Here is a 23,674-nt window from a genome sequence, read left to right as displayed (position 1 = left end):
CGACATCACCGGCCGGTACCCATCCAACCCATGAGCCAGGCGCTACAGGAACTCCTCGATCTGCTCGACCTGGAGCAGATCGAGGAGAACATCTACCGCGGGCAGTCCCGGTCCGCCGTCGTCCCGCGTGTCTTCGGCGGGCAGGTGGCGGCCCAGGCACTGGTCGCCGCCGGGCGCACGGTCCCCGCGGACCGGCACGCCCACTCCCTGCACGCGTACTTCCTGCGGACGGGCGACCCGGGAGCGCCCATCGTCTACGAGGTCGACCGCATCCGCGACGGTCGCTCCTTCACCACCCGCAGGGTGGTCGCGGTCCAGCACGGCAAGCCGATCTTCGGCCTGTCCGCGTCCTTCCAGACCGACGAAGAGGGTCTCGACCACCAGACGCCGATGCCGCCCGCGCCCGACCCGGCCACCCTGCCCACCTCCCCGGAGCGGCTGCGCGGCTACCACCACCTCGCCCCTGACGTGGTGGAGCGGTTCATCCAGGCGCGCGAGGCGATCGACCTGCGCTATGCGGACGAGCCGCCCTTCGGCAGGTTCGGCGAGCCGCGGGAGCCGCACTCCCAGGTGTGGTTCCGCACCAACGGCAAGCTCGAGGGCGCCATCGACGAGCCGCTGCTGCACGTCGTCCTCGCCACCTACGTCTCCGACATGACGCTCCTCGACTCCGTCCTGCTCGCGCACGGGCGCGGCGGCTGGGCCGTCGGCGACGTCGTCGGGGCCTCCCTGGACCACGCGATGTGGTTCCACCGTCCGTTCCGGGCCGACGAGTGGCTGCTGTACGACCAGGAGTCGCCGTCCACGCACGGCGGCCGCGGGCTCGGCCAGGCCCGCATCTACACGCAGGACGGGCGGCTGGCCATATCGGTGATCCAGGAGGGCGTGGTCCGCGTTCCCCGCTGACGCCGGTCGGCCCGCGCGTAAGCCCGCGGTCGTCGGCCGGCGCCCGTAAGTGCGGTGTGGCAAAGGGAGCCCCTGTTCGATGAGCAGGGGCTTCTTGGTGTGCGGGGCATGACCGCGGTGGGGTGGGGGCAGGCAGCGGACGGCTTGTTGTTGAGGTGACGGAGCGTAGCCGCCGCACCTGCTGCGCGGCGGTGACACGGAGGGCGGGCGGCGCCGGCCAGGGTCTTGCCTCGGCAGGGCGGAACATGAACAGACAGGACCGTGCGGACGCGGTGGAACGGGGGATGGCCGCACGCCTTCTGCCCGACGAAGGTTGAGTCACCGACCGGGGACAAGGACCGACATGTCACGGGTCTGTCCCGGCGGGCCATGGCCGCGCGCGGGACGGAGCGGTGCGGAAACCTCGTCCCGTCGGGCCTGTGGCCCGGCGGCCGGCCTTCGTCTGTAACAGGCTTGTCCTAGCGGGCGGTCGGGCGAAACGCACCACGGACCGGACGGCTCTTGATCTGCAGAACGGCCCGAACTCACGGGCCGTCACACCGACCGACATCAAGGAAGACATCATGCGCGTCAGCAGGATGACCATCGCTGCCCTGGCCGTCGTCGCGGGTCTCTCGCTCACCGCCTGCCAGAACGGCGACGCCGCCACGGACCGGAACGACTCGGGCGCCTCGTCCGCCGCTTCCGCCCCGTCCTCTGCGAACGGCGGCTCGAGCTCCGGCGACTCGGCGCAGGACACCGCCAAGGACTCGAACAAGGACTCGAGCAAGGATCAGGGCACCGTCGCCGGGACCGGCTCCAACAAGGGCGGCAAGGTCGGCAAGTGCCGCACCGACGAACTGGAGGTGACGGCGAAGGACGCCACCATCGGCGGCGACAAGGACGGCACCGTCGCGGTGGAGTTCACGAACGGCGGCGGCAGGGACTGCGCGATCTCGGGTTACGCCGGTGTCGACCTGAAGACCAACGCGGGCTCGCTGTCCGCCAAGCGCACCGGAGAGCAGGCCCCCTCGGTCGTCCTCAAGGACGGCCGGTCGGTGTCCTTCGCCATCACCTACCCGGTCAACGACTCCGGTGGCTCCGGCGTCCGCATCACCGGGCTGGTGGTGACCCCGCCGGACGAGACGAAGTCGGTCTCCCTCGACTGGCCGGGCGGCAGCTCCCTGCCCGTCACGGACGGCTCCGGCACCCCGGTGAAGGTCGGCCCGATCGGCAGCGCCGGCCAGGGCGGCTGACCCGCACCCCGGCCCCGCCTGACCCACAAGATCAAGGTGAGCATTCGGAGGTTGTCCCGGCCGACCAGGGCCAGGCCGCGGCCGAACCGCTCGCGCAGGCCGGCCGCGACGGACGACTTCCCCGAGGCCACAAGCCGTCCGCCGCCTGCCCCCACCCCGCCGCGGTCATGCCCCGCACACCAAGAAGCCCCTGCTCATCGAACAGGGACTCCCTTTGCCGCAACGCACTGGGCCCGCGCCCGTAAGCCCGCGGTCGTGGGCTCGCGCCCTCCAGCCCGCGGCCCCCAGCCCGCGGCTTCGGCCCGTGGCCTCCAGCCCCGCCGCGTTCAGCTGACGCCTGTCAGCCCGCGGCTTCGGCCCGCGGCCCCGGCCGCGCCGCCCGTCAGCCCGCGGCCCCCAGCCCCGCCGCGTTCAGCAGGTACGCCGTCAGCGGGTCGTAGTGGCGGGGGCTCACGACGTGGTCGTCGAGAGGCACCGTCACCTGGACGGTCCCCTCGGCCTCCCCGAGGAACAGCGCCGGGTCGTTGCAGTCGGCGTACCCGACGGAGTCGACGCCGAGCTGGCCCGCGCAGCCCGTCCAGCCGTGGTCGGCGACCACCAGGTCGGGCAGCGGGCGGCCCTCGCGCTCCAGACCGGTCAGGATCGCGCGCATCGGCTGGGGCGAGTGGGTGTGCCAGAGGCTGGCCCCGTGCTCCAGCACGGCGACGTCCGCGAACTGCATGACATACCCCTCGTCCGTCTGCAGCCCGTCCGGGATGACCACGATCTCGCAGCCGGCGGCGCGCAGGGCCGCGGCGGTGGCGCGGTGGACGTCGAGCAGACCGCCGGGGTGACCGGTGGCGAACAGCACGCGCTGTTCGCCGTCGGCGGCCTTGCGCAGGCGCGCCGCCAGCCGATCCAGGGCGTCGACCGTCAGCTCCGGGTCGATGGTGTCGCGGCCGAAGCGGTACTCGGGATCGTCGTTGACGCCGCAGCGCTCCGCCATCACCGCGAGGACGTCCTGCTCGTCGCTCCACCGGTCGCCGAGCTCCAGGCCGAGCCAGTAGTTGCGGTCGCCGTTCGCGAGCTTGCGGTAGTGGGAGAGGTTGTTCTCGCGGGGCGTGGCGACGTCGCCCGCGATACGGGTCCGTACGAGGTGGTCGACGAGCTCGGCGCGGCTGGGCATCCCGGGTATCGGCATGGTTCCATTCTGCCGTCGCGTCGCGCCGGGTCAGCCGATGTTTCACGGCGTGGGACGTGCGTCACTCGGTGGAAGGAGCGCCGGGGCAGTGCCGGGGTAGCGCCGGGGCAGTGCCGGGCCGTCAGACCCGTCCGGCCCGGCCCAGGGCGAACCACAGCTCCATGCGCACGTCCGGGTCGTCCAGGTCCGTCCCCAGCAACGCCGCGCAGCGGGCGATGCGTTGGCGGACCGTGTTGCGGTGGACGGCGAGAGCCACCGCCGTACGGTCCCAACTGCCGTGCAGCGAGAGCCAGGTACGCAGCGTCTCGGTCAGCGCGGGGAGCGGGGCGAGCGGTGCGAGCAGGGTCCGGGCGTGCAGCTCCGCCTGCCCGGGCGGCACCAGGTCGGCCAGCACCGTGCGCTCCCCGTGGCGCACCAGCGGAGTGCGGGTCGCGCGGGCGCGGGCCAGCGCGCGGGCGGCCTGCGCGTCGGCCGACGGCCACTCCGGCGGCCCCGCCGCGGCGCTGACGCCGAGGGTCCAGCCCGGCTGCGCGGCGGGTTCCCGGTCGGCGGGCACCAGGACCCGGACCACGTCACCGGCCGTGTCCAGGAGCGACGAGCCCAGCGCCGCGCCGAGCGCCGAGGCGGCGACCGCGTCCGGCGCCGGTTTCTCCCCGGCGGGCCGCGCGTGCACCACGACCCAGCGCTCCGCGCCGAGCAGCGGCGCGACCGCCGTCGCCGAGGCCCCGAGCAGCAGCCGGACGAGCGCCGAGGAGCGCGCCGCGCCGTCGGCGCCCTGGTGCTCGCCGGTGAGCAGCGACAGCAGCACCGCGGCGAGCGAGGACACGGTGTGGTCGCCCGGGTCGCGGCGCGGGGCGGCCACCCCGAGCACGAAGCCCCGGCCGGCACCGAGGGCGTAGGCGGCGAGACGGGTGCCGTCGACGGTGTCGGTGGCGGAGGAGGGACCGTGCGCGTGCCCGCCGGGGCGGCCCTCCTGCCGTACCACCTCCGCCAGCTCGCCCAGTGCGCGGACCGCCGTCCGCGCGGCCCGCCCCGCAGCGGCCAGTTCCGCGCCGTCCGGCCCGTACAGGACCGCCCGGCCGCCCACCCACCCGGCCAGCCGGCGCAGCACCGCCGCGACCGGGGCGGGGCGGGCCGCCGCCGCGGCCAGGCTCTGCTGGGCCTCGCTGACACGGCGCAGTTCGGCCACGCGGGCCTGGGCCATCAGCTGCCACACGGCCCGGGCCACGGCCGAGAACGTCGTCTGCGGCGGGACCTCCAGCAGCGGCAGCCCGTGGTGGCCGCAGGCCGCGACCAGTGCCCTCGGCACCGTGTCGTGCACCGGCGCCACCCCGAAGCCCAGTGCGGCGCCGCCCGCCGCCACGATCCGCGAGACGTACGCGTCGAGACAGTCCTCCCGCTCCGGGTCCGGCCCCGTGACCTTCGGGATGTGCACGCCCGCCGACAGCAGCAACTCGCCGCCCAGCAGATACGGGTAGGGGTCCGCCATCTCCGAGGTGTGCGCCCAGTGGATCACGGTGCCGGGACCCTCCGGGCCGGCGATCTGCCGCAGGGCCAGGTCCTCCCGGGCGAGCAGGGCCGACAGCGGGACCGGCGGGGTGGGTGGCACCGCGGGCGCGGACGTCGGCGAAGGGTCCGGCATGATGGACGATTCCTCTGTCGGATGGGGTTTCGATGGAGGAAACGTACACTTCCCCGGCGGTTTGCGGCCCGCCTAGGGTCCTTCTGGCGGATCTCCGTGGGAGAAGGAGCGGCGTCGTGGGGGTTCCCCCCGCTCGAGCGGAGCCGGAGCGGGGGAGCGTGCTCTCGGCGGGCCGCGGCCGCGGGCCCGCGACACTGGAGGAGACACCGATGACCGGAGGAGTCCGACGATGAGCAGCACCGAGAACTCCGCAGCAGACGGCGGCCGGCCCCGCGGCCCCGTCGACTCCTCGCGCATCCCGCGGTACGCGGGACCGGCGACCTTCGCCCGGCTGCCCCGCCTCGACGAGGTCGGCACCGCGGACGTCGCCGTCGTCGGCGTGCCCTTCGACTCGGGTGTCTCCTACCGCCCGGGTGCCCGCTTCGGCGGCAACGCGATCCGCGAGGCGTCCCGGCTGCTGCGGCCGTACAACCCGGCACAGGACGCCTCCCCCTTCGCGCTCGCGCAGGTCGCGGACGGCGGCGACATCGCCGTGAACCCGTTCGACATCCACGAGGCCGTGGAGACCGTCGAAGCCGCGGCCGACGAACTGCTCGGCACGGGCGCCCGGCTGATGACGCTCGGCGGCGACCACACCATCGCGCTGCCGCTGCTGCGCTCGGTGGCCAAGAAGCACGGCCCGGTCGCCCTTCTGCACTTCGACGCCCACCTGGACACCTGGGACACCTACTTCGGCGCCGAGTACACCCACGGCACCCCGTTCCGCCGGGCGGTCGAGGAGGGCATCCTCGACACCTCCGCCCTCTCGCACGTCGGCACCCGCGGCCCGCTGTACGGCAAGCAGGACCTCACCGACGACGAGAAGATGGGCTTCGGCATCGTCACCTCCGCCGACGTCTACCGCCGCGGCGCCGACGAGGTCGCCGACCAGCTGCGGCAGCGCATCGGCGACCGCCCCCTGTACATCTCCGTCGACATCGACTGCCTCGACCCGGCGCACGCCCCCGGCACCGGCACGCCCGAGGCCGGCGGCATGACCTCGCGAGAGCTCCTGGAGATCCTGCGCGGCCTCGCGTCCTGCGATCTGGTCTCCGCGGACGTCGTCGAAGTCGCACCCGCCTACGACCACGCGGAGATCACCTCGGTGGCCGCCTCCCACACGGCCTACGAGCTGACGACCCTCATGTCCCGCCGAATCGCGGCGGCCCGCGCCGGCGGGGGGACCGGCACGAAGTGACCCGTGCGACGCGGGCGCCCCGTACTCCGCGCCGGTCCGGCGACGGCACGGCCGGCTGGCGGGTCGACTGACGGGCGGACTGACGGGTCGTCAATTTCCGGCCAACAGTCGGCAGGTACGGCGAGTCGGCGGTCCGTCCTCCCCCCGAGAAGGACGGACCGCCGTGCGGTGCACAACGGGTGGTGCGGGGTGGACCGCGCCGCCCGTTGTGCACCACCGACGGTGCGCCTCGGCTCCATCTGTGCGCCAGGATCACCCGTGAGATGCCCCGCAAGCGGGACGTCCCCCCGCCCGACCTGCGGGGACGCCCCCCACGGTGAGGCACCGGAGGGACACCGGGAGGCCGGTGAGACGGCCGAAAGTGTGGCGTCGCGCCGTCGAGCCGGGGAACCGAAGCGGCATTCTGGGGCATCCTTCTTGAGACGTGGCGAGCAGGCAGACATGGGGTGGGACATGTCTCGTTGGAAACACTTACCGGCCTCGATGGATCCGCGGGTGCGACAACTGGTCGTGCAGCTCCGCAGGGTCAAGGACCACAGCGGGCTCAGCCTGGAGGCACTGGCCGCAAGGACGGGCTACAGCCGTTCCTCCTGGGACCGGTACCTCAACGGCAGGGCGATACCACCGCAGCAGGCGGTGGCCGCGCTCGCCCGGGCCTGTGACACCGACCCGGCCCGGCTGCTGGCCCTGCACGAGGTGGCCGCGGAAGCGGGCGAAGGCGCCGGGGCCGGTCCGCGGCAGGCGGCCGCCGCGGAGACGGCGGGGCCGGCGGAGGACGGCGGCGGTGACGGCGACAACGGCAGCGGTGACGGCGACGGCGGTGTGCCGGGGCGAAACCGGGGCCGCTGGGTCCTCGCGTCCGTCGCGGCCGCGATCGCGGCGGGCCTCATCGCGCTGGTGGTGGCCGCGCCCTGGGACGACGGCGGGACGGGCAAGGACCGAACGGCCCCGGTGAGCGCCTCGACGGCGGAGGCCCAGGGGAAGGGGGCGTTCGTGTTCCGGGCGGGCAAGGACTACCCGTGCACGGTGCGCCGCGACAAGGACGGCCTGCTCTACGCCGGGTACAGCAGGACCCGCACCGACCTGATCGGCAGCGGATCCGCCCAGTGGGCCGTCGTCGAGGCCCAGTGCCTGCTGGGCCACCACGGCCTCTCGCCCGGCATCGCGGACGGGGCGTACGGCACCCACACCGAGCGGGCGGTGAAACGGCTGCAGGAGAGGGCACACCTCTCCGTGGACGGCGTGATCGGCGAGGACACCTGGGGGGTACTCCGGAAATGACGACCGGTGACCGGCCGGTGGAGTGCGACCGGTTGGCGGAGACCCTGCGGGGGTTGCGCACACGGACCGGGCTGAGCCTGGCCGCGCTGTCGTCGAAGACCCCGTACAGCAAGTCCTCCTGGGAGCGCTACCTCAACGGCAAGACCGTCCCGCCCCGGCAGGCCGTCGTGGAACTGTGCGAGCTGGCCGGCGAGCGGTCCGGCCGGCCCCTCGCCCTGTGGGAGCTGGCCGAGGCGGCGTGGAGCGGACGCGCGGCGAGCGGCCGGCCGGCCGGGACGGCGACGGCACCGGTGCGGACGTCTCCCCCCGATGAGGCCGGTGGCGAGGCGGCCCGGCGTCTGCGCCCGGGCACGCTCGCCGCGGTCCTGAGCGCCGTGGTCGTCGTCGCGGTCGGCGTATCGTTGGCGGCCGTCGGCGTCTTCGGCACGGACGGCGACGCACACGCCGGGAACGCGCCCTCGACGCCCGCCGCCGCGGCGAAGGGATGTCACGGCAGCGGCTGCACCGGCAAGGACCCGGAGGCGTACGGCTGCGGCGTCGCGCCCCCGCCGCAGACCCTGCGTCAGGAGCGTTTCCCCGGCGGGACCGTGATCAAGATCCGGCGCGGCGCGGTCTGCGGGGCGGTGTGGGCGCGCATCGACCTGGGCAAGGTCGGGGACCGGGTCGAGATCGTGGTCCCGCGCCGGGCCCCGCTGCGAACGGTGGTGAAGGACAAGTACGACGCCCAGGGCGCCATCTCCACCCCCATGGCGGCCGCCACCCGGGACGACCTGACGCAGGTTCGAGCCTGCCTCGTACGCCAGGGCGAGCGGCACTGCTTCGGCACGGGAGCGGCACGGTAGCGGCTACCGGGTGCCGTGCTTCACGGCCGCGACGAACGAGGCCCAGCCGGCCGCGGAGAAGACGAGCACGGGGCCGTGCGGGACCTTGGAGTCGCGTATGGGGACGCCGGCTGGGTGGCCGTCGAGGACTTCGAGGCAACTGCCCCCGTTCGGATCGCTGTAGGACGACTTGCGCCAGCCACTCGGCACGGCAGCGTTCGGGATGGTTCGGTCAGTCATGATGTCCGTAGTCCTTCGCGGTGGCTCTGAGTAGGGCCAGTGACTCCTTGAGCGGCAGCGCGTCGCTGAGCGCGAGATCGTAGCGGGTCTGCAACTCGCGGATCACAGCCGGGGAGTCGTGCAACTTCCCCATCCGCAGGCCCTCACCGTATGCAAGAGGCGGCTGGTCCTCGAACCACATCAGGGTGAGCATGCTTTCCATCAGCGGATGAAGGCCCAATTCAAACGGCATCACGTGCACGCGGATACGTCCGGTCTCTGCGAGGCGGACGACGTGCCTGATCTGCTCGGCCATGATGTCCCCGCTGGCCACGGGGCGTCGCAGCACGGTCTCGTCCAGCAGCGCCCACACCACGGGCGTCATCGGATCTTCAAGAATCTTCGCGCGCTCAAGGCGTGTGACCACACGCCTGTCACGCTCCTCCTCATTCACTGGAGGGAAAGCCGAGCTCAGGATCACACGCGCGTACTCCTCCGTCTGGAGGATGCCCGGGAAGTACGCCAGGGCGAACTCGCGGATCATCACCGCCTGTTGTTCGAGAACCCGCACCGCCTCGAAGTAGTCGGCGGTCGCCACGTCGTTTCGCGGCAGGAAACTGCTCAACACGTTCCCCGTGTTCAAAGCGGCATCCAGGCGCCGCGCGTCCTCCCTGGACGGGATGCGGCGGCCGGCCTCGATGTGGGCGATGTGTGAACGCGTCATGATCGCCATGTCCGCCAGCTGCTGCTGTGTCAGCCCGGCCGCCTCCCGCTGTTCCCTGAGCCAGTCGCCGTAGATGCTGCCCACGCGTCAACCCCCTCGTGACCAGTGCTTCGTCACCCGTTTCCCTCTGGCGAGCCTAGCTCCGACCGTCTCACGCTGTGAGTGGATCGCTACAGAAAGCGACATCCCCGCGACCGTGCGACCGGTCCGGGGGTATGGCCACCAACCACAGCGGAGTTGACGACATGAGTCACCGCATCGCCCGCCTCTTCGAGCAGTTGCCACGGCTGCTGCTTCCCTCCGCGGGGCTGGGGGTGGCGCGATGACGGACCGGACCAAGGGCGCGCGCCTGCTGCCGTGGGCGGGCCCGGACGGCAAGCGCTGCTACCTGGTGACGGACGGGACCGGCTACCTGTCCCGCCTGGCTGACGACATCGAGTCGGTGCAGCTCGGCATGGCGGCCGAACTCCTGGGACATGCCGCCGACATGCTCGCCGACCACCGGGCGACCTGCGCGCAACTCCGGTACCTGCTGGCCAGGATGAGCGAGGCGCTCACCGATGTGCACCGCATCGCCGAGAGCCGGGGCGCCCGCCTTCCCGAGGGCGTCGACTGATCGTCGGCCGAAGCCGGCCGGCCGGCGGGCGGCTCGGACCCCACGCGTGCTGCGAAAGGTTGGCCGAGCCCTAACGGATTGCTGATGAAGCGCTGTCTTCGCCCTTGGATCAGCCCTCCTAAAGTCGTTGGCGTTTCCCGGCGTTGGCCTTGGTCTCCGCGGCAGCCCCTGACGCGGAGCGTGTCCGTTCATGACGGCCGTCGTCCACCGCCGGCATCCCAAGCCCTGCGCTCCCACACGGGTCGCCGTCGTGCCGGTGCCCCGCCCGGAGCCAGGACGGCGCCACCGCGCCAGAAAGGAGGGGAGGCACACCCGACCGCTGTCGCCGGGCCGCAGCTCCCCCTCGGCGCCCGGCGACAGCACCCGGCCGCACCCCGACGCCCGCGACGTCGGTCCCGCGATCCGGGAAGACCTGCGAACAGGAAGTTCCATGCCCCCATCCAGCGCCCTCTCCAGCACCCTCTCCGCAAGCGACGTCGCGTCGCAGGCCGACACACTCCCCTCGGATGGTCCTCCCGCCCGCCGCCGGCATCGTGCGGCGCCGCGGAGGAACCGTCTGTGGCCCGCCGCGGGACGGAAGCCACCCGTCGAGGGCGGAGCGGGCGGTCCCGGCGCGCAGCCGGCCGTGGAGCCGGCCCGCGGCCTCCAGGCCGAGGGCAACAGGTCGCTGGTGGAGACCGGGTTCTGGGTGCTGCTGGTCGCGAGTGTGGCGTTGTGGTGGTTCAACACCCCCAGCGGGTCGCTCACCGACGAGGCCACGCTGTTCACCGCGGTCGGCCGCGTCACCGGCATGGTGTCCGGCTTCCTCCTGCTCGCCCAGGTCCTGGTGATGAGCCGGGTCGGCTGGCTGGAGGACTGGGCGGGCGCCGACCATCTGATGGCCTGGCACCGGCAGCTCGGGGCCCCGGTACTGGTCACGGTCCTGGCCCATACGGTGTTCATCGTCTACGGGTACGCCCTGTCCGCACGGATGACGGTGAAGGCACAGACGCTGTCGCTGCTGAACACCTCCCAGGACATGGTCGACGCGTTCGCCGCCACCGGCATTCTGGTGGTGATCTCCCTCACGGCCGTCCGGGCCGTACGGCGGCGCATGCGCTACGAGGTGTGGTACGCCCTGCACCTCACCGCCTACGGGGCGCTGCTGCTCGGCTACGGGCACCAGCTCAGCACCGGTACCGACCTGCAGTCCCCGGTGGCGCGCGCCTACTGGATCGCCCTGTACGCGCTGGTGATCACCTGTCTGGTCGGTGGGCGGGCCGTCGAGCCGCTGTGGCTGAACCTGCGGCACCGGTTGCGGGTCGCCGCCGTGGTGCCGGAGGCGCAGGACATGTTCTCGATCTACGTGAGCGGCCGGAAGCTGCACAAGCTGAGCGCCCGGCCCGGACAGTTCTTCCGCTGGCGGTTCCTGACCGGCGAGGACTGGTCGCAGTCCCATCCGTTCTCCCTGTCCAGCGCGCCCAACTCCGAGTGGCTGCGGCTGACGGTCAACCCGATCGGCGATCACACCACCCGTCTGCGTTCGCTGAAGGCCGGCACCAGGGTCGTGGCGTCGGGCCCCTTCGGAGCGTTCACGGCAGGCCGACGCGTGCGCAAGCGCACCCTGCTGATCGCCGGCGGCAGCGGAATCGCCCCCGTACGGGCCGTGCTGGAGCGGATGCCGCGGTTCACCGCCCTGATCTACCGGGCCGGCTCCGCCGAGGACATCGTCTTCCGTGACGAACTGGACTGCATCGCCCATGACCGGGACTGCACGGTCCATTACGTCACCGGCTCCCGCCACGACCCCGGGCCCGCCCGGCTGTTCACCCCCGAGGGCCTGGTCGAGCTGGTGCCGGACGTGACCCTCCGGGACGTGTACCTGTGCGGGCCGCCCGGGCTGATCGCCGCCGCGCTGAGCGCCCTGAAGGAACTCCGGGTGCCCGAGCGCCAGATCCACCTCGACCCCTTCGAGTTCTGAACTTCTCCCCGTGTCCGGGTCTTCTCCGGCATCCCCCTCTTCTCCGCTCCGATCCCTGGAGGTTCACCATGCGCAAGTCCATCGTCGCGATCACGGGCACCCTCGCCGGAACCGCACTGCTGACCGCACTGAAGCTGGGCATCGCCCCGGTGGGATCCACCACCACCGTCACCAGCGAGCCGCCCGCGGCCGGCGGAGCATCCGCGAACGCCGCCCCCGCCGTTCCCGCCCCCGCGGCACCAGCCTGCCCCGCGACGTTCAGGAACGCCGCCGCCGATGCGATACCCGCCGTACCCGTCAGCTGGCGCAGTGACGAGGACAGGGGCGACGGCGAGAGCGGCGGCAGCGACGACGAACGCACCCGCACCGGCACCGGGGGCGACGACGAACGCACCCGTACCCGCACCGGGGACGACGACGGGCGCAGCGGGCCCGAGGCCGACGACCGCGGGGGCGAGCAGGACGGCGACGGCGACGGGGACGGGGACGGCGACGGTCGGCGAGGCGGCGGACAGGCCCCCGGCACCGCGAACGACGGCGGCGCCGGCGGTATGTCCACCGGCCCGGCCGCGCCCTCGTGCCCCTCCCCGTCCACGCCGCCCCCCTGCTCCTGCTCCTCCCCCTCCGCGCCCGCACCGTCCACGCCCGCCACTCCGCCCGCCCCGTCCAAGCCGGGTACTCCGCCCGCGCCGTCCAAGCCCGGTACCGGCCTGCGGGACGGCACGTTCAAGGGCGCCGCCTCCACGAACCCCTACGGCACGATCCAGACCACCATCACCGTCTCCGGCGGCAAGATCACCGAAGTCGCCGCCAGTTACCCCACCACGCCGGCGACGACCGCCCAGATCAACGCCCGGGCCATCCCGACCCTCCGCAAGGAGGCGCTGGCGGCGCAGAGCGCGACCATCGACAGCGTGTCCGGTGCGACGTACACCACCGGCTCCTACAAGAAGTCACTGCAGTCCGCCATCGACGGGGCGAAGGCGTAGGGCGGCACAGAGCGAGTCCGGGGCGGCCGGGGACACGGCCGCCCCGGGGTGCCACCGACGGCCCACCGGGCCCTGAACCGACGGCACTTGCCGCCGTTTCGCATTGTCATGCACCGTCAGCCTCTACAGTTGTCCGCACTTCCGGCCCACGGATGCGCCACGGACGGGCTGCCGCGAGGCCGCGCCGTGCGACGAGGTGTGGTCAGGAGGCGGTCGCCGACCTGATCGACGAGGAGGAGTCCCGTGGTGCTCAAGCAGGCGCGCAACACCCTCCGCACCCGGCCTTCGGCCGACGACCTCGACGCCGCCGTGCTGTTCGGGACGCCTCCGGACCCGACGCCGGCACCGTCGTCCCAGGATTCCCGTGACATCGGCCCCGCGGCCGCCGCGGACCCCGACGGGACCGGTGTCCACTGGCTGCGGCCCGCGCCCCGGCGGGGCCATGCCGCGGTCCGGCCCGGGCTGCGGGACAAGCCGAAGGCCGTCATCGGCGCCGTCGTCGCGCTGCTCGCGGTGGGCGGCTTCCTGTTCGCCATGTCGCTCTTCGGCAGCAGCTTCTCGCTCTCGTCCGGCGATCCCCAGGGCCCGGGGACGGTACCGATCAGTCTGCCCACCGGTTTCGCCGGCTCCTCGCCGGTCCCCTCGGCCACCGCGAGGCCGCCGACGGAGCCTCCGGCCGGGTCCGGTGGTTCGTCCACGGCGACGGACGACGGGGTGCTCCGCGAAGGGGACACCGGGCCGAGGGTGCGGCAACTCCAGTCGCTCCTGCACCGGATACCCGGTCTGTACGGGGTCGGCAGCGGCGAGACCGACGGCCGCTTCGACGCCGGCGTCGCCCACGCGGTCGCCCGCTTCCAGGGCTCGGCCGGGATCAGCAGCGAGGCGCCGGGGGTGTACGGACCCGTGACCCAGTACGCCCTGGAGGCCCGTGTCCGGCAACTCAGCGTCCGCCCCGCCCCGAGCCGGCCGGACGACGGCGAAGCTCACGAACACGAGGAGGAGCGGGAAGAGAGCGCGTGACCGCACCGACCGACTCACCGAGGCAGACAGGCACGTTCCATGATCGCTGTGAATCCCCAACCCGCCGGCGCGGACTCGTGCCGGCCTGACGCCGTGCGGCTGCTCCTCGTCGAGGACGACGACCGGATCGCCGGCCCGCTGATCGAGGGTCTGGGCCGCTACGGATTCACCGTGGAGCTGGCCCGCACCGGGGCGGCCGCACTCGCGGCCGCCGCGGCGGATCTCGTCCTGCTGGACCTCGGTCTGCCCGACATGGACGGCATCGACGTCTGCAAGGCGCTGCGCTCCCGCTCCGAGGTCCCCATCATCATGATCACCGCGCGGACCGATGAGGCCGACCGTGTCGTCGGCCTCGAACTCGGCGCGGACGACTACCTCTCCAAGCCCTTCGGTGTACGGGAGTTGGTCGCCCGCATCCGGGCCGTCACCCGGCGGACGCGAGCCGTCGCGGCAGCCGGGGGCGGTCAGGGCGGTGCCGCCTTCGGCGCGGCGGCCGGACCGTCGGCCGCGCCCGCCCCGTGGTCCGACCGGGCCCACAGCGCCCAGCGCATCGGGCCGATGACCATCGACCGCCGGACCCACCGCGTCGAACTCCACGGTCGGCCGATCGCCCTGGCCCCCAAGGAGTTCGGCGTGCTGGAGTACCTCGCGCAGGACCCGGGAGCGCTCTGCTCGCGGCAGCAGATCATGGACGCCGTGTGGGACCCCCACTACTTCGGCCCCACCAGGACCCTGGACGTGCACGTGGCCGCGCTCCGCCGCAAGCTGGGCGACCCGGCGTGGATCGAGACGGTGCGCGGTGTCGGGTTCCGCCTCGCGGACCCGACGGGCGGCCCGGCGTGACCCGCCGCCTGCTGGCCAGTTACCTGAGCCTGGTGCTGCTGGCCCTGCTCGCCCTGGAACTTCCCCTCGGATACGTCTACGCGCGAGGGGAACTCAACCGGTTCACCGGGGCCGTCGACCGTGACGCGGTGATGCTGGCGGAACTCGCCGAGGAGATCATCGACGCACACTCCACCGACATGCTCCCCGGCCTGGCCGCCGACTACGCGCACCGCTCCGGCGGCCGCGTCGTCATCGTGGACCGCAAGGGCGCCGTGCTCGCCGACTCCGGCGCGTCCGCCGCCCGGGGGCGGAACCTGTCCCAAGAGCCCGACATCGCCTCCGCCCTGCGCGACCGGTCCGCCACCGGCACGCGCCGCGACGCCGGCACCGGCGCCGAGGAGTACTACGCCACCATGCCCGCCTGGTCGGGCACGTCGGTCCACGGCGCACTGCGCCTGAGCCACCCGCTCGGGCCCGTACAACGGCGCGTCCACGAGGTCTGGCTCGCCCTCGCCATCGGCGGGGCCTGCGTCCTGGCCGCCGCGGCACTGACGGCGCTCGCTCTCACCCGCTGGATCACCCGTCCGGTACACGCCCTGGAGCGTGCCGCCGCCCAGCTCGCCGACGGCCGTCTCGCGCCTGCGCCGGTCATCGACGACGGCCCTCCCGAACTGCGCCGGCTGGCCGCGACGTTCACCCGTACCGCCACCCGGCTCCACCATCTGCTGCAGACCCAGAGGTCCTTCGCCTCCGAAGCCTCGCACCAGCTGAAGACGCCGCTCACGGCCCTGCGCCTGCGGTTGGAGAACTTCGAGCCGTACCTCGATCCGCGCGCCCACGACAGCCTGGACGAGGCCATCGGCGAGGTGGAACGCCTCGACCGCATGATCCATGGGCTGCTGGCCCTCGCCCGGCTGGAGAACAGCGCCACCACCCCGGAGCCGGTCGATCTCGACGCCGTCGTCGCCGACCGCGCCGCCACCTGGGCTCCCTTCGCCGCCGAGCAGCAGGTGCACATCGCCGTCGCGGGGCAGCCCGCGGGCCCCGCGGTGGCCGTCCCCGGCGCCGTGGAGCAGATCATCGACAACCTGCTGGCCAACGCCCTGCGGGCCGCCCCGCCCGGCACCTCCATCACCCTCGCGCGGCGCCGAACCGAGCACGCCGCCGAACTGCACGTCATCGATCAGGGTCACGGCATGTCCGCGACCGAACGGGAACGCGCCTTCGACCGGTTCTGGCGGGCCCCGGGCACCCACAGTGACGGCTCCGGCCTGGGACTGCCCATCGTGCGCCGGCTCGCCAGGGCGGGGGGCGGCGACGTCACCCTCCAGGAGGCGCCCGGCGGCGGCATCGACGCGGTCGTCCGGCTGCAGCCGGCGGCACCGGCCGAGGACCGGTTCCACGCCGGCCGCCCCCGCGCGGTCGCGCGGTTCGCCGCGCATCCGGCACGCGCGCCGAGGACGGCCGGGGCCACCGCCGGGGCACGGGTGCCCGGCGGCAGTGACGTACGCACGTAGGGGGCGCACCGCCCCCGCGAACCGGTACAACCATTCACCGGTGGCCGTGCGTCAAGAGGAGCGGGCGTGTCGAAAGCACGTCCGACTTCACCCAAGGGGGATGAGAACTTCCATGACTCACCGGATGTCCCGGCGTGTCCGTGCGCTCAGTGCGAGCCTCGGCGCCGGGCTGCTCATACCGCTCGTGGCGGCCGCCACGCCCGCGGCGGCCGCCGGCGCCCCGACGGTCGCCTGCACGTCGGCGAAGGCGGGCCTGGCCGCGAAGCTGCAGAAGGACATCACCGCGGCCCTCGCCGGCCGCAAGGGCACGATCGCGGTCGGCCTCTACGACCGTTCCACCAACACGACGTGCTCGCTGCGCGCCACCTCCGCCTACGACTCGGCCAGCGTCGTCAAGGTCACGGTGCTCGCCACGCTGCTGTGGGACGCCAAGAAGCACAACCGCTACCTGACGAGCCGTGAGACGAGCCTCGCCACGGCCATGATCACCCAGTCGGACAACAGCGCCACCAGCACGCTGTGGCGGCAGCTCGGCCTGACGAAGATCAAGGGCTTCCTCGCCGCCGCCGGCATGACCCGGACGAAGCCGGGCGCCGACGGCTACTGGGGACTGACCCAGATCACCGTGCAGGACGAGCAGAAGCTGCTCAAGCTGATCACCGCGAAGAACGCGGTGCTGAGCGACAACTCCCGCGCGTACATCCTGAAGCTGATGGGGAAGGTCATCTCCTCGCAGCGCTGGGGGACCCCGGCGGGCACGCCCTCCGGTGTCTCCGTGCATGTGAAGAACGGCTGGCTCCAGCGGTCCTCGTACGGCTGGCGCGTGCACAGTGTCGGCACGTTCAACGGCCGCGGACACGACTACATGATCACCGTGCTCACGCACGGCAACAGCACCATGAGCTACGGCGTCACCACCATCCAGAACGTCGCCAAGGCGATCCACAAGGACCTGGTGCCGACGACCGGCCTCACGAGCACCTACGTGCCGACGAGTGCGCCGCGCGAGGCGTTCCCGGCAGTCCCCGCGAACTGACCCGGCTCCGGGCGCACGGCCGGCCGGGTGCGGACCGCACCCGGCCGGTTCCCCCTCCCGGCCCTGCCGCCTGCGCTCGAGGCTTCGCAGCCGCCGACAGAGCTCGCGCACAGCCGTGGCGGGACGAGCGCTCGGCGGGTCTCCGACGCTGAGCAGCACAGGAGACCCCAGATCGGCGGATCCGTACCGCTCACGCCCTCGGAAGGACCTCGCCGAGCCTCCGGGCATGGGACGAATACGCCAATCGTCGCCCCAGGCGACCGTCGCAGCCCTCCGCTTTCTGGGACGACAACACGATCCGGTTCCCCACCACGCTCTCACCGGCCGTCGGCCGGTCGGCGCGCCGGGGTGCCGTGGAGGGGCGTCGCGCCGGAGCCTCCCGCCGGAGTGTCGCGGCGGGATGAAATCCGCACCGGTCCGCGTTGGTGCCTTGAGGAAGATCAGGACCGCAGGGACGGCAGGAAGGGACCGGCGTGGCAGCGCACGAGGGGGAGCGACCGGAGCGACCGGAGCGACCGGAGCGGCCGGGCTGGGCGCGGCGGCTGACGGCGTACGCGTGGCGCTACCGGAAGGACGTCCTGCTCGCGCTCGGGTCCTCCCTCGGCGGCATGGCCGTCATGGCGGTCGTCCCGCTGGTCACCAAGGTGATCATCGACGACGTTGTCACCAGTCACACCCGGTCCATGGCGCCCTGGGCCGGCGCCCTCGTCGGCGCGGCCGCCGTCGTCTACGCCCTCACCTACATCCGCCGCTACTACGGCGGCCGGCTCGCCCTCGACGTCCAGCACGACCTCCGCACGGAGATGTACGCGACGATCACCCGCCTCGACGGACGCCGTCAGGACGAGCTGTCCACGGGGCAGGTCGTCGGCCGCGCCACCAGCGACCTCCAGCTGATCCAGGGCCTCCTCTTCATGCTCCCGATGACCATCGGGAACGTCCTCCTCTTCCTGATCTCCCTGGTGATCATGGCCTGGCTGTCGCTGCCGCTGACGCTGGTCGCGCTGGCCGTCGCGCCCGCCCTGTGGTTCATCGCCAGGCACAGCCGCGCCCGGCTGCACCCGGCGACCTGGTACGCACAGGCCCAGGCCGCCGCCGTGGCGACCGTGGTCGACGGCGCCGTCACCGGCGTCCGGGTGGTGAAGGGCTTCGGGCAGGAGGAGCAGGAGACCGGGAAGCTCCGGGAGGTCGGGCGCCGGCTGTTCGCGGGCCGGCTGCGGACCATCCGGCTGAACGCCAGGTACACCCCGGCCCTCCAGGCCGTGCCCGCCCTCGGCCAGGTCGCCATGCTCGCGGTCGGCGGCTGGCTCGCCGTGCGCGGGCACATCACGCTCGGCACGTTCGTCGCCTTCTCGTCCTACCTCGCCCAGCTCGTCGGCCCCGTGCGGATGCTCGCCGTGGTCCTCACCGTCGGCCAGCAGGCACGCGCGAGCGCCGAGCGCGTCCTGGAGCTGATCGACACCGAGCCGTCGCTGCGGGACGGCACCCGGGAGCTGCCCGCCGACGCGCCCGTGAGCGTCGAGTTCGACGACGTCTCCTTCGCGTACGGCACCTCGCACGAGAAGGGCCCGGTCCTCGACGGGCTCTCCTTCGAGATCCGCCCCGGGGAGACGCTCGCCCTCGTCGGCTCCTCCGGCTCCGGCAAGTCGACGGTCTCGCTCCTGCTGCCCCGGTTCTACGACGTCACCCACGGCGCCGTCCTCGTCGGCGGCCACGACGTGCGCGAGCTGACCCTGGAATCGCTGCGCGCCGCGATCGGGCTCGTCCCCGAGGACTCCTTCCTCTTCTCCGACACGGTGCGCAACAACATCGCGTACGGCCGTCCCGACGCCACCGACGAGGAGATCGAGCGGGCCGCCCGCGCCGCCCAGGCCGACCGCTTCATCGCCGCACTGCCCGACGGGTACGCCACCAAGGTCGGCGAGCACGGCCTGACCCTGTCCGGCGGCCAGCGCCAGCGCATCGCCCTGGCCCGCGCGATCCTCACCGACCCGCGGCTGCTGGTCCTCGACGACGCGACCTCCGCGGTGGACGCCCGGGTCGAGCACGAGATCCACGAAGCGCTGAAGCAGGTCATGGAGGGCCGGCGCCCGTCACCCGGCCACCCCTCGTCGGGCGCCGAGACCCGCACCACCCTGTTGATCGCCCACCGCCGCTCCACCCTCAACCTGGCCGACCGCATCGCGGTCCTGGACGGCGGCCGCCTCGCCGACATCGGCACGCACGAGGAGCTCCAGGCGCGCTCCGCCCTGTACCGGCGGCTGCTCACCGACCCGGACGGGCTGGGCGGCGTCTCCCCGGGCCACGCCCCGGCCGCGCCCCCGCAGGAGGACACGACCGTCCAGGAGGAGCTGGAGGCCGAGTTCGACGCGGAGCGCGGGGTCACCCCCCATCTGTGGACGGGCGACCGCGAGCCCAAGGACCAGGCGCTGGCCGGGACCCCGGCCGGCCCGGAACTGCTCGCCCAGGTCGAGAAGCTGCCCCCGGCCACCGACACCCCCGACGTCGACGAGGCCCGCGCGGTCCGGGCGGAGGAGTCGTACGGCCTCACCCGGCTGCTGCGCGGCTTCGGCCTGCCGCTGCTGGCCGGCCTCGGCCTGGTCGCCGTCGACGCGGGCATGGGCCTGCTGCTGCCGGTCCTGATCCGGCACGGCATCGACCAGGGCGTCTCCCGGCTCGCCGTCGGCGCGGTGTGGTCCGCGTCCCTGCTCGCGCTGTTCACCGTGCTCGTGCAGTGGGCGGCGCAGATCGGCGAGACGCGCATGACCGGCCGTACCGGCGAACGGGTCCTCTACTCGCTCCGGTTGAAGATCTTCGCCCAGCTCCAGCGGCTCGGACTCGACTACTACGAGCGGGAGCTGACGGGCCGGATCATGACACGGATGACGACCGACGTGGACGCGCTGTCGACGTTCCTGCAGACCGGTCTCGTCACCGCCTTCGTCTCCGTCGTCACCTTCTTCGGCATCATGGCCGTGCTGCTCGTGATCGACGTGCAGCTCGCGCTCATCGTCTTCGCCACCCTGCCGCCGCTGGCGGTGGCGACCGTCTTCTTCCGCCGGGCGAGCGTGAAGGCGTACGAACTCGCGCGGGAGCGCGTGTCGGTGGTCAACGCGGACCTCCAGGAGTCGGTGTCCGGGCTGCGCATCCTTCAGGCGTTCCGGCGCGAGGGGGACGGCAGGCGGCGGTTCGGCGAGGGCAGCGACAGCTACCGCCGGGCGCGCATCCGCGGCCAGTGGCTGATCTCCGTGTACTTCCCCTTCGTGCAGCTGCTGTCGGCGGTGGCCGCCGCGGCCGTCCTGATCGTGGGCGCCCACCGGGTGGACGGCGGGACGCTGACGACCGGTGCGCTGGTGGCGTACCTGCTGTACATCGATCTGTTCTTCGCGCCGGTGCAGCAGCTGTCACAGGTCTTCGACGGCTACCAGCAGGCCACGGTGTCGCTCGGCCGCATCCAGGAGCTGCTCCAGGAGCCGACCACCACGAAGACGGCCGACGAACCGCTCCCGGTGCGGTCGCTGCGCGGCGACATCGCCTTCGAGGGCGTCCACTTCGCCTACGGCGACGACGAAGAGGCCCTGCGCGGCGTCGACCTGGTGATCCCGGCCGGGCAGACGGTGGCCTTCGTCGGCGAGACGGGGGCGGGAAAGTCGACCCTGGTCAAGCTGGTCGCACGGTTCTACGACCCCACGCGCGGGCGGGTGCTCGTCGACGGCACCGATCTGCGGTCCCTCGACCTGACCTCGTACCGGCACCGGCTCGGCGTCGTGCCGCAGGAGGCGTACCTGTTCGAGGGGACCGTGCGGGACGCCATCGCCTACGGCCGTCCGGACGCCTCCGACGCCGAGGTGGAGGCCGCGGCACGGGCCGTCGGGGCGCACGACATGATCGCCACGCTGGAGGGCGGCTATCTGCACGAGGTCGCCGAGCGCGGGCGCAACCTGTCTGCCGGGCAACGGCAGTTGATCGCCCTGGCCCGGGCCGAGCTGGTCGGGCCCGACGTCCTGCTGCTGGACGAGGCGACCGCCGCGCTCGACCTGGCCACCGAGGCGCAGGTCAACCGGGCCACGGACCGTATCGCCGGCCGCCGTGCCGCCCACCCGTCGCCCGACCACCGCCCCTCGTCGAGCGCTGGCGCGCGCACCACCTTGATCGTCGCCCACCGGCTGACGACGGCCGCCCGCGCGGACCGGGTCGTGGTCATGCACGACGGCCGCGTCGTCGAGGACGGCACGCACGAGGAACTCCTGCGCCGGGGCGGGCGGTACGCGCGGCTGTGGCGGACGTTCGCCGGGGAGCCGGAGCCGGAGGAGACGGTGGGCTCCACGGCCTGAACCGCCCCGGACGGATCCGTGCCAGGCAACCATCCGGCATACGACGGGCGTCCGTACATCAGTACGTCGATCCACGGGGAGGGGGACGACAGTGGATGGTGGTGCGATACGCCGGCGCCTGGCGCTCGGTCTGGCCGTGCTGACGGCGGGCGGGCTACTGGCGGTGGCGAGCCCCGGCAACGCGCAGGCGGCCGACTACTGTTCCGGACGGAAGGTCCGTACGCTCGCGTTCTCGGGCGGCTCGGTACAGGTCTACAAGCGCGACGGCTATGTGTGCGCGATGACCGTCGTGAAGCGGGTGGCCGGCCGCAGAGCCATGTCGGTCAGCGTGCAGGCGCGGGGCAGCCGCCCCGTGACCGACAGCGGGTCGTACCGGTACCACGCCGGGCCCGTGACCGTGCACGCCGGGCACCGGTGCGTGCGGGTGAAGGGCTCGGTGGGCTCGGCGTCGGTCAGTTCGGGATGGTTCCTGTGCTGAGGGCACGCCCACCCGGCGGCCCCACGGGCGCCCGCGCATAGGCGTGTCATCCCAACGTCCCCTGGTGCGACAGCAGTTGCTCCGCTAGGTTCCGGCGGACATCTGTGTTCACAGGGGAGGGTGCATGCGTAAGGCGCTCAGATGGCTGCTGGCGCTCATGGTGCTCATCGGCACCGTCGGTACCGCCGGGGAGGCCACCGCCTCCCAGCAGGAGCCGAGCGACATCAAGGACCGGCTGCTCGCGATCCCGGGCATGAGCCTGGTCCAGGAGAAGCCGTACGCCGGTCACCGCTTCTTCGTTCTCAACTACACCCAGCCGGTCGACCACCGGCATCCGTCCAAGGGCACGTTCCAGCAACGGATCACGGTGCTCCACAAGGACGTCTCACGCCCCACGGTGTTCTACACCGGCGGCTACAGCGTCTCCACGACACCCGGCCGCCGCGAGCCCACCCAGATCGTGGACGGCAACCAGGTCTCGATGGAGTACCGCTTCTTCACCCCGTCCCGCCCCGACCCGGCGGACTGGTCCAAGCTCGACATCTGGCAGGCGGCGAGCGACCAGCACCGCATCTACGAGGCGCTCAAGCCGGTCTACTCGCACAACTGGATCGCGACGGGCGGCTCGAAGGGCGGCATGACGGCGACGTACTACGAGCGCTTCTACCCGCGCGACATGGACGGCGTCGTCGCCTACGTCGCCCCCAACGACGTCGTCAACAACGAGGACTCGGCCTATGACCGCTTCTTCACGGCGGTCGGCAGCAAGGAGTGCCGGGACCGGCTGAACGCGGTGCAGCGCGAGGCGCTGGTGCGGCGTGAACCGCTGGAGGAGAAGTACGCGGCGTACGCGGCGGACAACGGCTACACCTTCGACACGATCGGTGGTCTGGACCGGGCGTACGAGGCGGTCGTCCTGGACTACGTGTGGGGCTTCTGGCAGTACAGCCTTCTGTCGGACTGCGACACGATCCCGGCGGACGCGAAGAACGCCACCGACGACGAGATCTGGAACTCCGTCGACACGATCTCCGGCTTCTCCTTCTACACCGACCAGGGTCTGGAGCCGTACACGCCGTACTACTACCAGGCGGGCACGCAGCTGGGAGCGCCGACGATCCACTTTCCGTACATCGAGAAGCAGTACATCCGCTACGGCTACCAGCCGCCCCGGAACTTCGTGCCGCGCTCCGTCCCCATGCGGTTCCAGCCGTGGGCCATGCGGGACGTGGACAGCTGGGTCAGGCACCACGCGCACCACATGCTGTTCGTGTACGGCCAGAACGACCCGTGGGGTGCGGAACGCTTCCGGCTCGGCGCGGGCGCCCGCGACTCCTACGTCTTCACGGCCCCGGGCCTGAACCACGGCGCGAACGTGGCGGGGCTGGCGTCCGACGAGAAGACGCTGGCCACGGCCCGCATCCTGGACTGGGCGGGCGTGGCGTCCCCGGCGGTGCTCTCGAACCCCTCGGCGGCCAGGCCGCTGGCGGCGTACGACGCGCGCCTGGACCGCCGCGACGTGGAACGCGAACCGACGCTCAGGCCGTGACGGCCGGCCGCGGGCCGGCCGTACGACGGTGCCGCCGGCCCGCGGCCCGCTCAGCCTGACCGGCGGGCCATCCATGGCGCCCACGCACCCTAGGGCCCTTCTGAC

At 72.8% G+C, this 23,674-nt stretch carries 19 protein-coding genes; 15 read left to right on the top strand and 4 right to left on the bottom strand.

What is annotated here, in order from left to right:
- Positions 1 to 30: 30 nt before the first annotated feature.
- Both ACFYMU_RS18780 and ACFYMU_RS18775 read left to right on the top strand, forming a co-directional pair.
- Entirely contained in the window at positions 31 to 906 is an 876-nt protein-coding gene (locus tag ACFYMU_RS18780) for an acyl-CoA thioesterase (RefSeq protein WP_388374140.1), read from the top strand.
- A gap of 563 nt (positions 907 to 1,469) precedes the next feature.
- On the top strand, positions 1,470 to 2,141 hold the full coding sequence (locus tag ACFYMU_RS18775; RefSeq protein WP_388374138.1) for a DUF4232 domain-containing protein: 672 nt from the start codon (positions 1,470 to 1,472) through the stop codon (positions 2,139 to 2,141).
- 382 nt (positions 2,142 to 2,523) lie between these two features.
- On the opposite strand, the gene ACFYMU_RS18770 is transcribed toward ACFYMU_RS18775, so the two are convergent.
- Both ACFYMU_RS18770 and ACFYMU_RS18765 read right to left on the bottom strand, forming a co-directional pair.
- Positions 2,524 to 3,321 carry a phosphatase gene (locus ACFYMU_RS18770; protein WP_388374136.1) on the bottom strand — a complete coding sequence of 266 codons (798 nt, stop codon included), beginning with the start codon at positions 3,319 to 3,321 and terminating at the stop codon, positions 2,524 to 2,526.
- Positions 3,322 to 3,442: 121 nt separating this feature from the next.
- The gene (locus tag ACFYMU_RS18765) at positions 3,443 to 4,963 is read right to left on the bottom strand and encodes a helix-turn-helix domain-containing protein (RefSeq protein ID WP_388374134.1); all 1,521 of its coding nucleotides are present in this window, start codon (positions 4,961 to 4,963) and stop codon (positions 3,443 to 3,445) included.
- A 229-nt stretch (positions 4,964 to 5,192) separates the two neighbouring features.
- Here ACFYMU_RS18765 and speB point away from each other — a divergent pair, with 229 nt between their 5' ends.
- The 3 genes from speB to ACFYMU_RS18750 all read left to right on the top strand — a co-directional run bounded on the left by speB (position 5,193) and on the right by ACFYMU_RS18750 (position 8,323).
- Positions 5,193 to 6,200: an agmatinase gene (gene speB, locus ACFYMU_RS18760; protein ID WP_388374132.1), complete on the top strand. Its 1,008-nt coding sequence runs from the start codon at positions 5,193 to 5,195 to the stop codon at positions 6,198 to 6,200.
- A gap of 495 nt (positions 6,201 to 6,695) precedes the next feature.
- On the top strand, positions 6,696 to 7,481 hold the full coding sequence (locus tag ACFYMU_RS18755) for a helix-turn-helix domain-containing protein (RefSeq protein ID WP_388374130.1): 786 nt from the start codon (positions 6,696 to 6,698) through the stop codon (positions 7,479 to 7,481).
- Positions 7,478 to 8,323, top strand: coding sequence for a helix-turn-helix domain-containing protein (locus ACFYMU_RS18750; RefSeq protein WP_388374128.1), 846 nt, complete (start codon positions 7,478 to 7,480; stop codon positions 8,321 to 8,323). The genes ACFYMU_RS18755 and ACFYMU_RS18750 overlap by 4 nt, the downstream gene beginning before the upstream one ends.
- A gap of 3 nt (positions 8,324 to 8,326) precedes the next feature.
- Here the strand turns inward: ACFYMU_RS18750 and ACFYMU_RS18745 are convergent, their stop codons facing one another.
- Both ACFYMU_RS18745 and ACFYMU_RS18740 read right to left on the bottom strand, forming a co-directional pair.
- Positions 8,327 to 8,542, bottom strand: a complete 216-nt coding sequence (locus ACFYMU_RS18745; RefSeq protein ID WP_388374126.1) for a DUF397 domain-containing protein — start codon at positions 8,540 to 8,542, stop codon at positions 8,327 to 8,329.
- On the bottom strand, positions 8,535 to 9,329 hold the full coding sequence (locus ACFYMU_RS18740) for a helix-turn-helix domain-containing protein (RefSeq protein ID WP_388374125.1): 795 nt from the start codon (positions 9,327 to 9,329) through the stop codon (positions 8,535 to 8,537). The genes ACFYMU_RS18745 and ACFYMU_RS18740 overlap by 8 nt, the downstream gene beginning before the upstream one ends.
- Before the next feature lie 238 nt (positions 9,330 to 9,567).
- Here ACFYMU_RS18740 and ACFYMU_RS18735 point away from each other — a divergent pair, with 238 nt between their 5' ends.
- From ACFYMU_RS18735 to ACFYMU_RS18690, 10 genes are all read left to right on the top strand, one after another.
- Positions 9,568 to 9,861 carry a hypothetical protein gene (locus ACFYMU_RS18735; RefSeq protein ID WP_388374123.1) on the top strand — a complete coding sequence of 98 codons (294 nt, stop codon included), beginning with the start codon at positions 9,568 to 9,570 and terminating at the stop codon, positions 9,859 to 9,861.
- A 625-nt stretch (positions 9,862 to 10,486) separates the two neighbouring features.
- Positions 10,487 to 11,821 (top strand): ferric reductase-like transmembrane domain-containing protein, encoded by a 1,335-nt coding sequence (locus ACFYMU_RS18730; protein ID WP_388374121.1) that lies wholly within the window; start codon positions 10,487 to 10,489, stop codon positions 11,819 to 11,821.
- A gap of 68 nt (positions 11,822 to 11,889) precedes the next feature.
- A complete protein-coding gene (locus ACFYMU_RS18725) occupies positions 11,890 to 12,810 on the top strand; it encodes an FMN-binding protein (RefSeq protein WP_388374119.1) in 921 nt (306 codons plus the stop codon).
- A 243-nt stretch (positions 12,811 to 13,053) separates the two neighbouring features.
- Positions 13,054 to 13,830 carry a peptidoglycan-binding protein gene (locus tag ACFYMU_RS18720; RefSeq protein WP_388374117.1) on the top strand — a complete coding sequence of 259 codons (777 nt, stop codon included), beginning with the start codon at positions 13,054 to 13,056 and terminating at the stop codon, positions 13,828 to 13,830.
- Between the two features lie 93 nt (positions 13,831 to 13,923).
- Positions 13,924 to 14,673, top strand: a complete 750-nt coding sequence (locus ACFYMU_RS18715) for a response regulator transcription factor (RefSeq protein ID WP_388374545.1) — start codon at positions 13,924 to 13,926, stop codon at positions 14,671 to 14,673.
- The gene (locus tag ACFYMU_RS18710) at positions 14,670 to 16,172 is read left to right on the top strand and encodes an ATP-binding protein (protein ID WP_388374115.1); all 1,503 of its coding nucleotides are present in this window, start codon (positions 14,670 to 14,672) and stop codon (positions 16,170 to 16,172) included. The genes ACFYMU_RS18715 and ACFYMU_RS18710 overlap by 4 nt, the downstream gene beginning before the upstream one ends.
- Positions 16,173 to 16,284: 112 nt before the next feature.
- Entirely contained in the window at positions 16,285 to 17,208 is a 924-nt protein-coding gene (locus ACFYMU_RS18705; RefSeq protein ID WP_388374113.1) for a serine hydrolase, read from the top strand.
- 473 nt (positions 17,209 to 17,681) lie between these two features.
- Entirely contained in the window at positions 17,682 to 21,542 is a 3,861-nt protein-coding gene (locus ACFYMU_RS18700; RefSeq protein WP_388374111.1) for an ABC transporter ATP-binding protein, read from the top strand.
- A gap of 91 nt (positions 21,543 to 21,633) precedes the next feature.
- Positions 21,634 to 22,020: a hypothetical protein gene (locus tag ACFYMU_RS18695; RefSeq protein ID WP_388374109.1), complete on the top strand. Its 387-nt coding sequence runs from the start codon at positions 21,634 to 21,636 to the stop codon at positions 22,018 to 22,020.
- A 124-nt stretch (positions 22,021 to 22,144) separates the two neighbouring features.
- Positions 22,145 to 23,569 carry a S28 family serine protease gene (locus ACFYMU_RS18690; RefSeq protein ID WP_388374107.1) on the top strand — a complete coding sequence of 475 codons (1,425 nt, stop codon included), beginning with the start codon at positions 22,145 to 22,147 and terminating at the stop codon, positions 23,567 to 23,569.
- Positions 23,570 to 23,674 lie beyond the last annotated feature (105 nt).

This window comes from Streptomyces sp. NPDC007264 (assembly GCF_042869095.1).
Lineage (GTDB): Bacteria > Actinomycetota > Actinomycetes > Streptomycetales > Streptomycetaceae > Streptomyces.
This window is presented reverse-complemented; position numbering and strand designations above follow the sequence as displayed.

Excerpts from the sequence above, each read along its gene's own strand:
- ACFYMU_RS18780 (WP_388374140.1), top strand. The coding sequence starts at position 31 with ATGAGCCAGGCGCTACAGGAACTCCTCGATCTGCTCGACCTGGAGCAG.
- speB (WP_388374132.1), top strand. The coding sequence starts at position 5,193 with ATGAGCAGCACCGAGAACTCCGCAGCAGACGGCGGCCGGCCCCGCGGC.
- ACFYMU_RS18705 (WP_388374113.1), top strand. The coding sequence starts at position 16,285 with ATGACTCACCGGATGTCCCGGCGTGTCCGTGCGCTCAGTGCGAGCCTC.
- ACFYMU_RS18765 (WP_388374134.1), bottom strand. The coding sequence starts at position 4,963 with ATGCCGGACCCTTCGCCGACGTCCGCGCCCGCGGTGCCACCCACCCCG.
- ACFYMU_RS18750 (WP_388374128.1), top strand. The coding sequence starts at position 7,478 with ATGACGACCGGTGACCGGCCGGTGGAGTGCGACCGGTTGGCGGAGACC.
- ACFYMU_RS18745 (WP_388374126.1), bottom strand. The coding sequence starts at position 8,542 with ATGACTGACCGAACCATCCCGAACGCTGCCGTGCCGAGTGGCTGGCGC.
- ACFYMU_RS18735 (WP_388374123.1), top strand. The coding sequence starts at position 9,568 with ATGACGGACCGGACCAAGGGCGCGCGCCTGCTGCCGTGGGCGGGCCCG.
- ACFYMU_RS18725 (WP_388374119.1), top strand. The coding sequence starts at position 11,890 with ATGCGCAAGTCCATCGTCGCGATCACGGGCACCCTCGCCGGAACCGCA.
- ACFYMU_RS18770 (WP_388374136.1), bottom strand. The coding sequence starts at position 3,321 with ATGCCGATACCCGGGATGCCCAGCCGCGCCGAGCTCGTCGACCACCTC.
- ACFYMU_RS18775 (WP_388374138.1), top strand. The coding sequence starts at position 1,470 with ATGCGCGTCAGCAGGATGACCATCGCTGCCCTGGCCGTCGTCGCGGGT.
- ACFYMU_RS18690 (WP_388374107.1), top strand. The coding sequence starts at position 22,145 with ATGCGTAAGGCGCTCAGATGGCTGCTGGCGCTCATGGTGCTCATCGGC.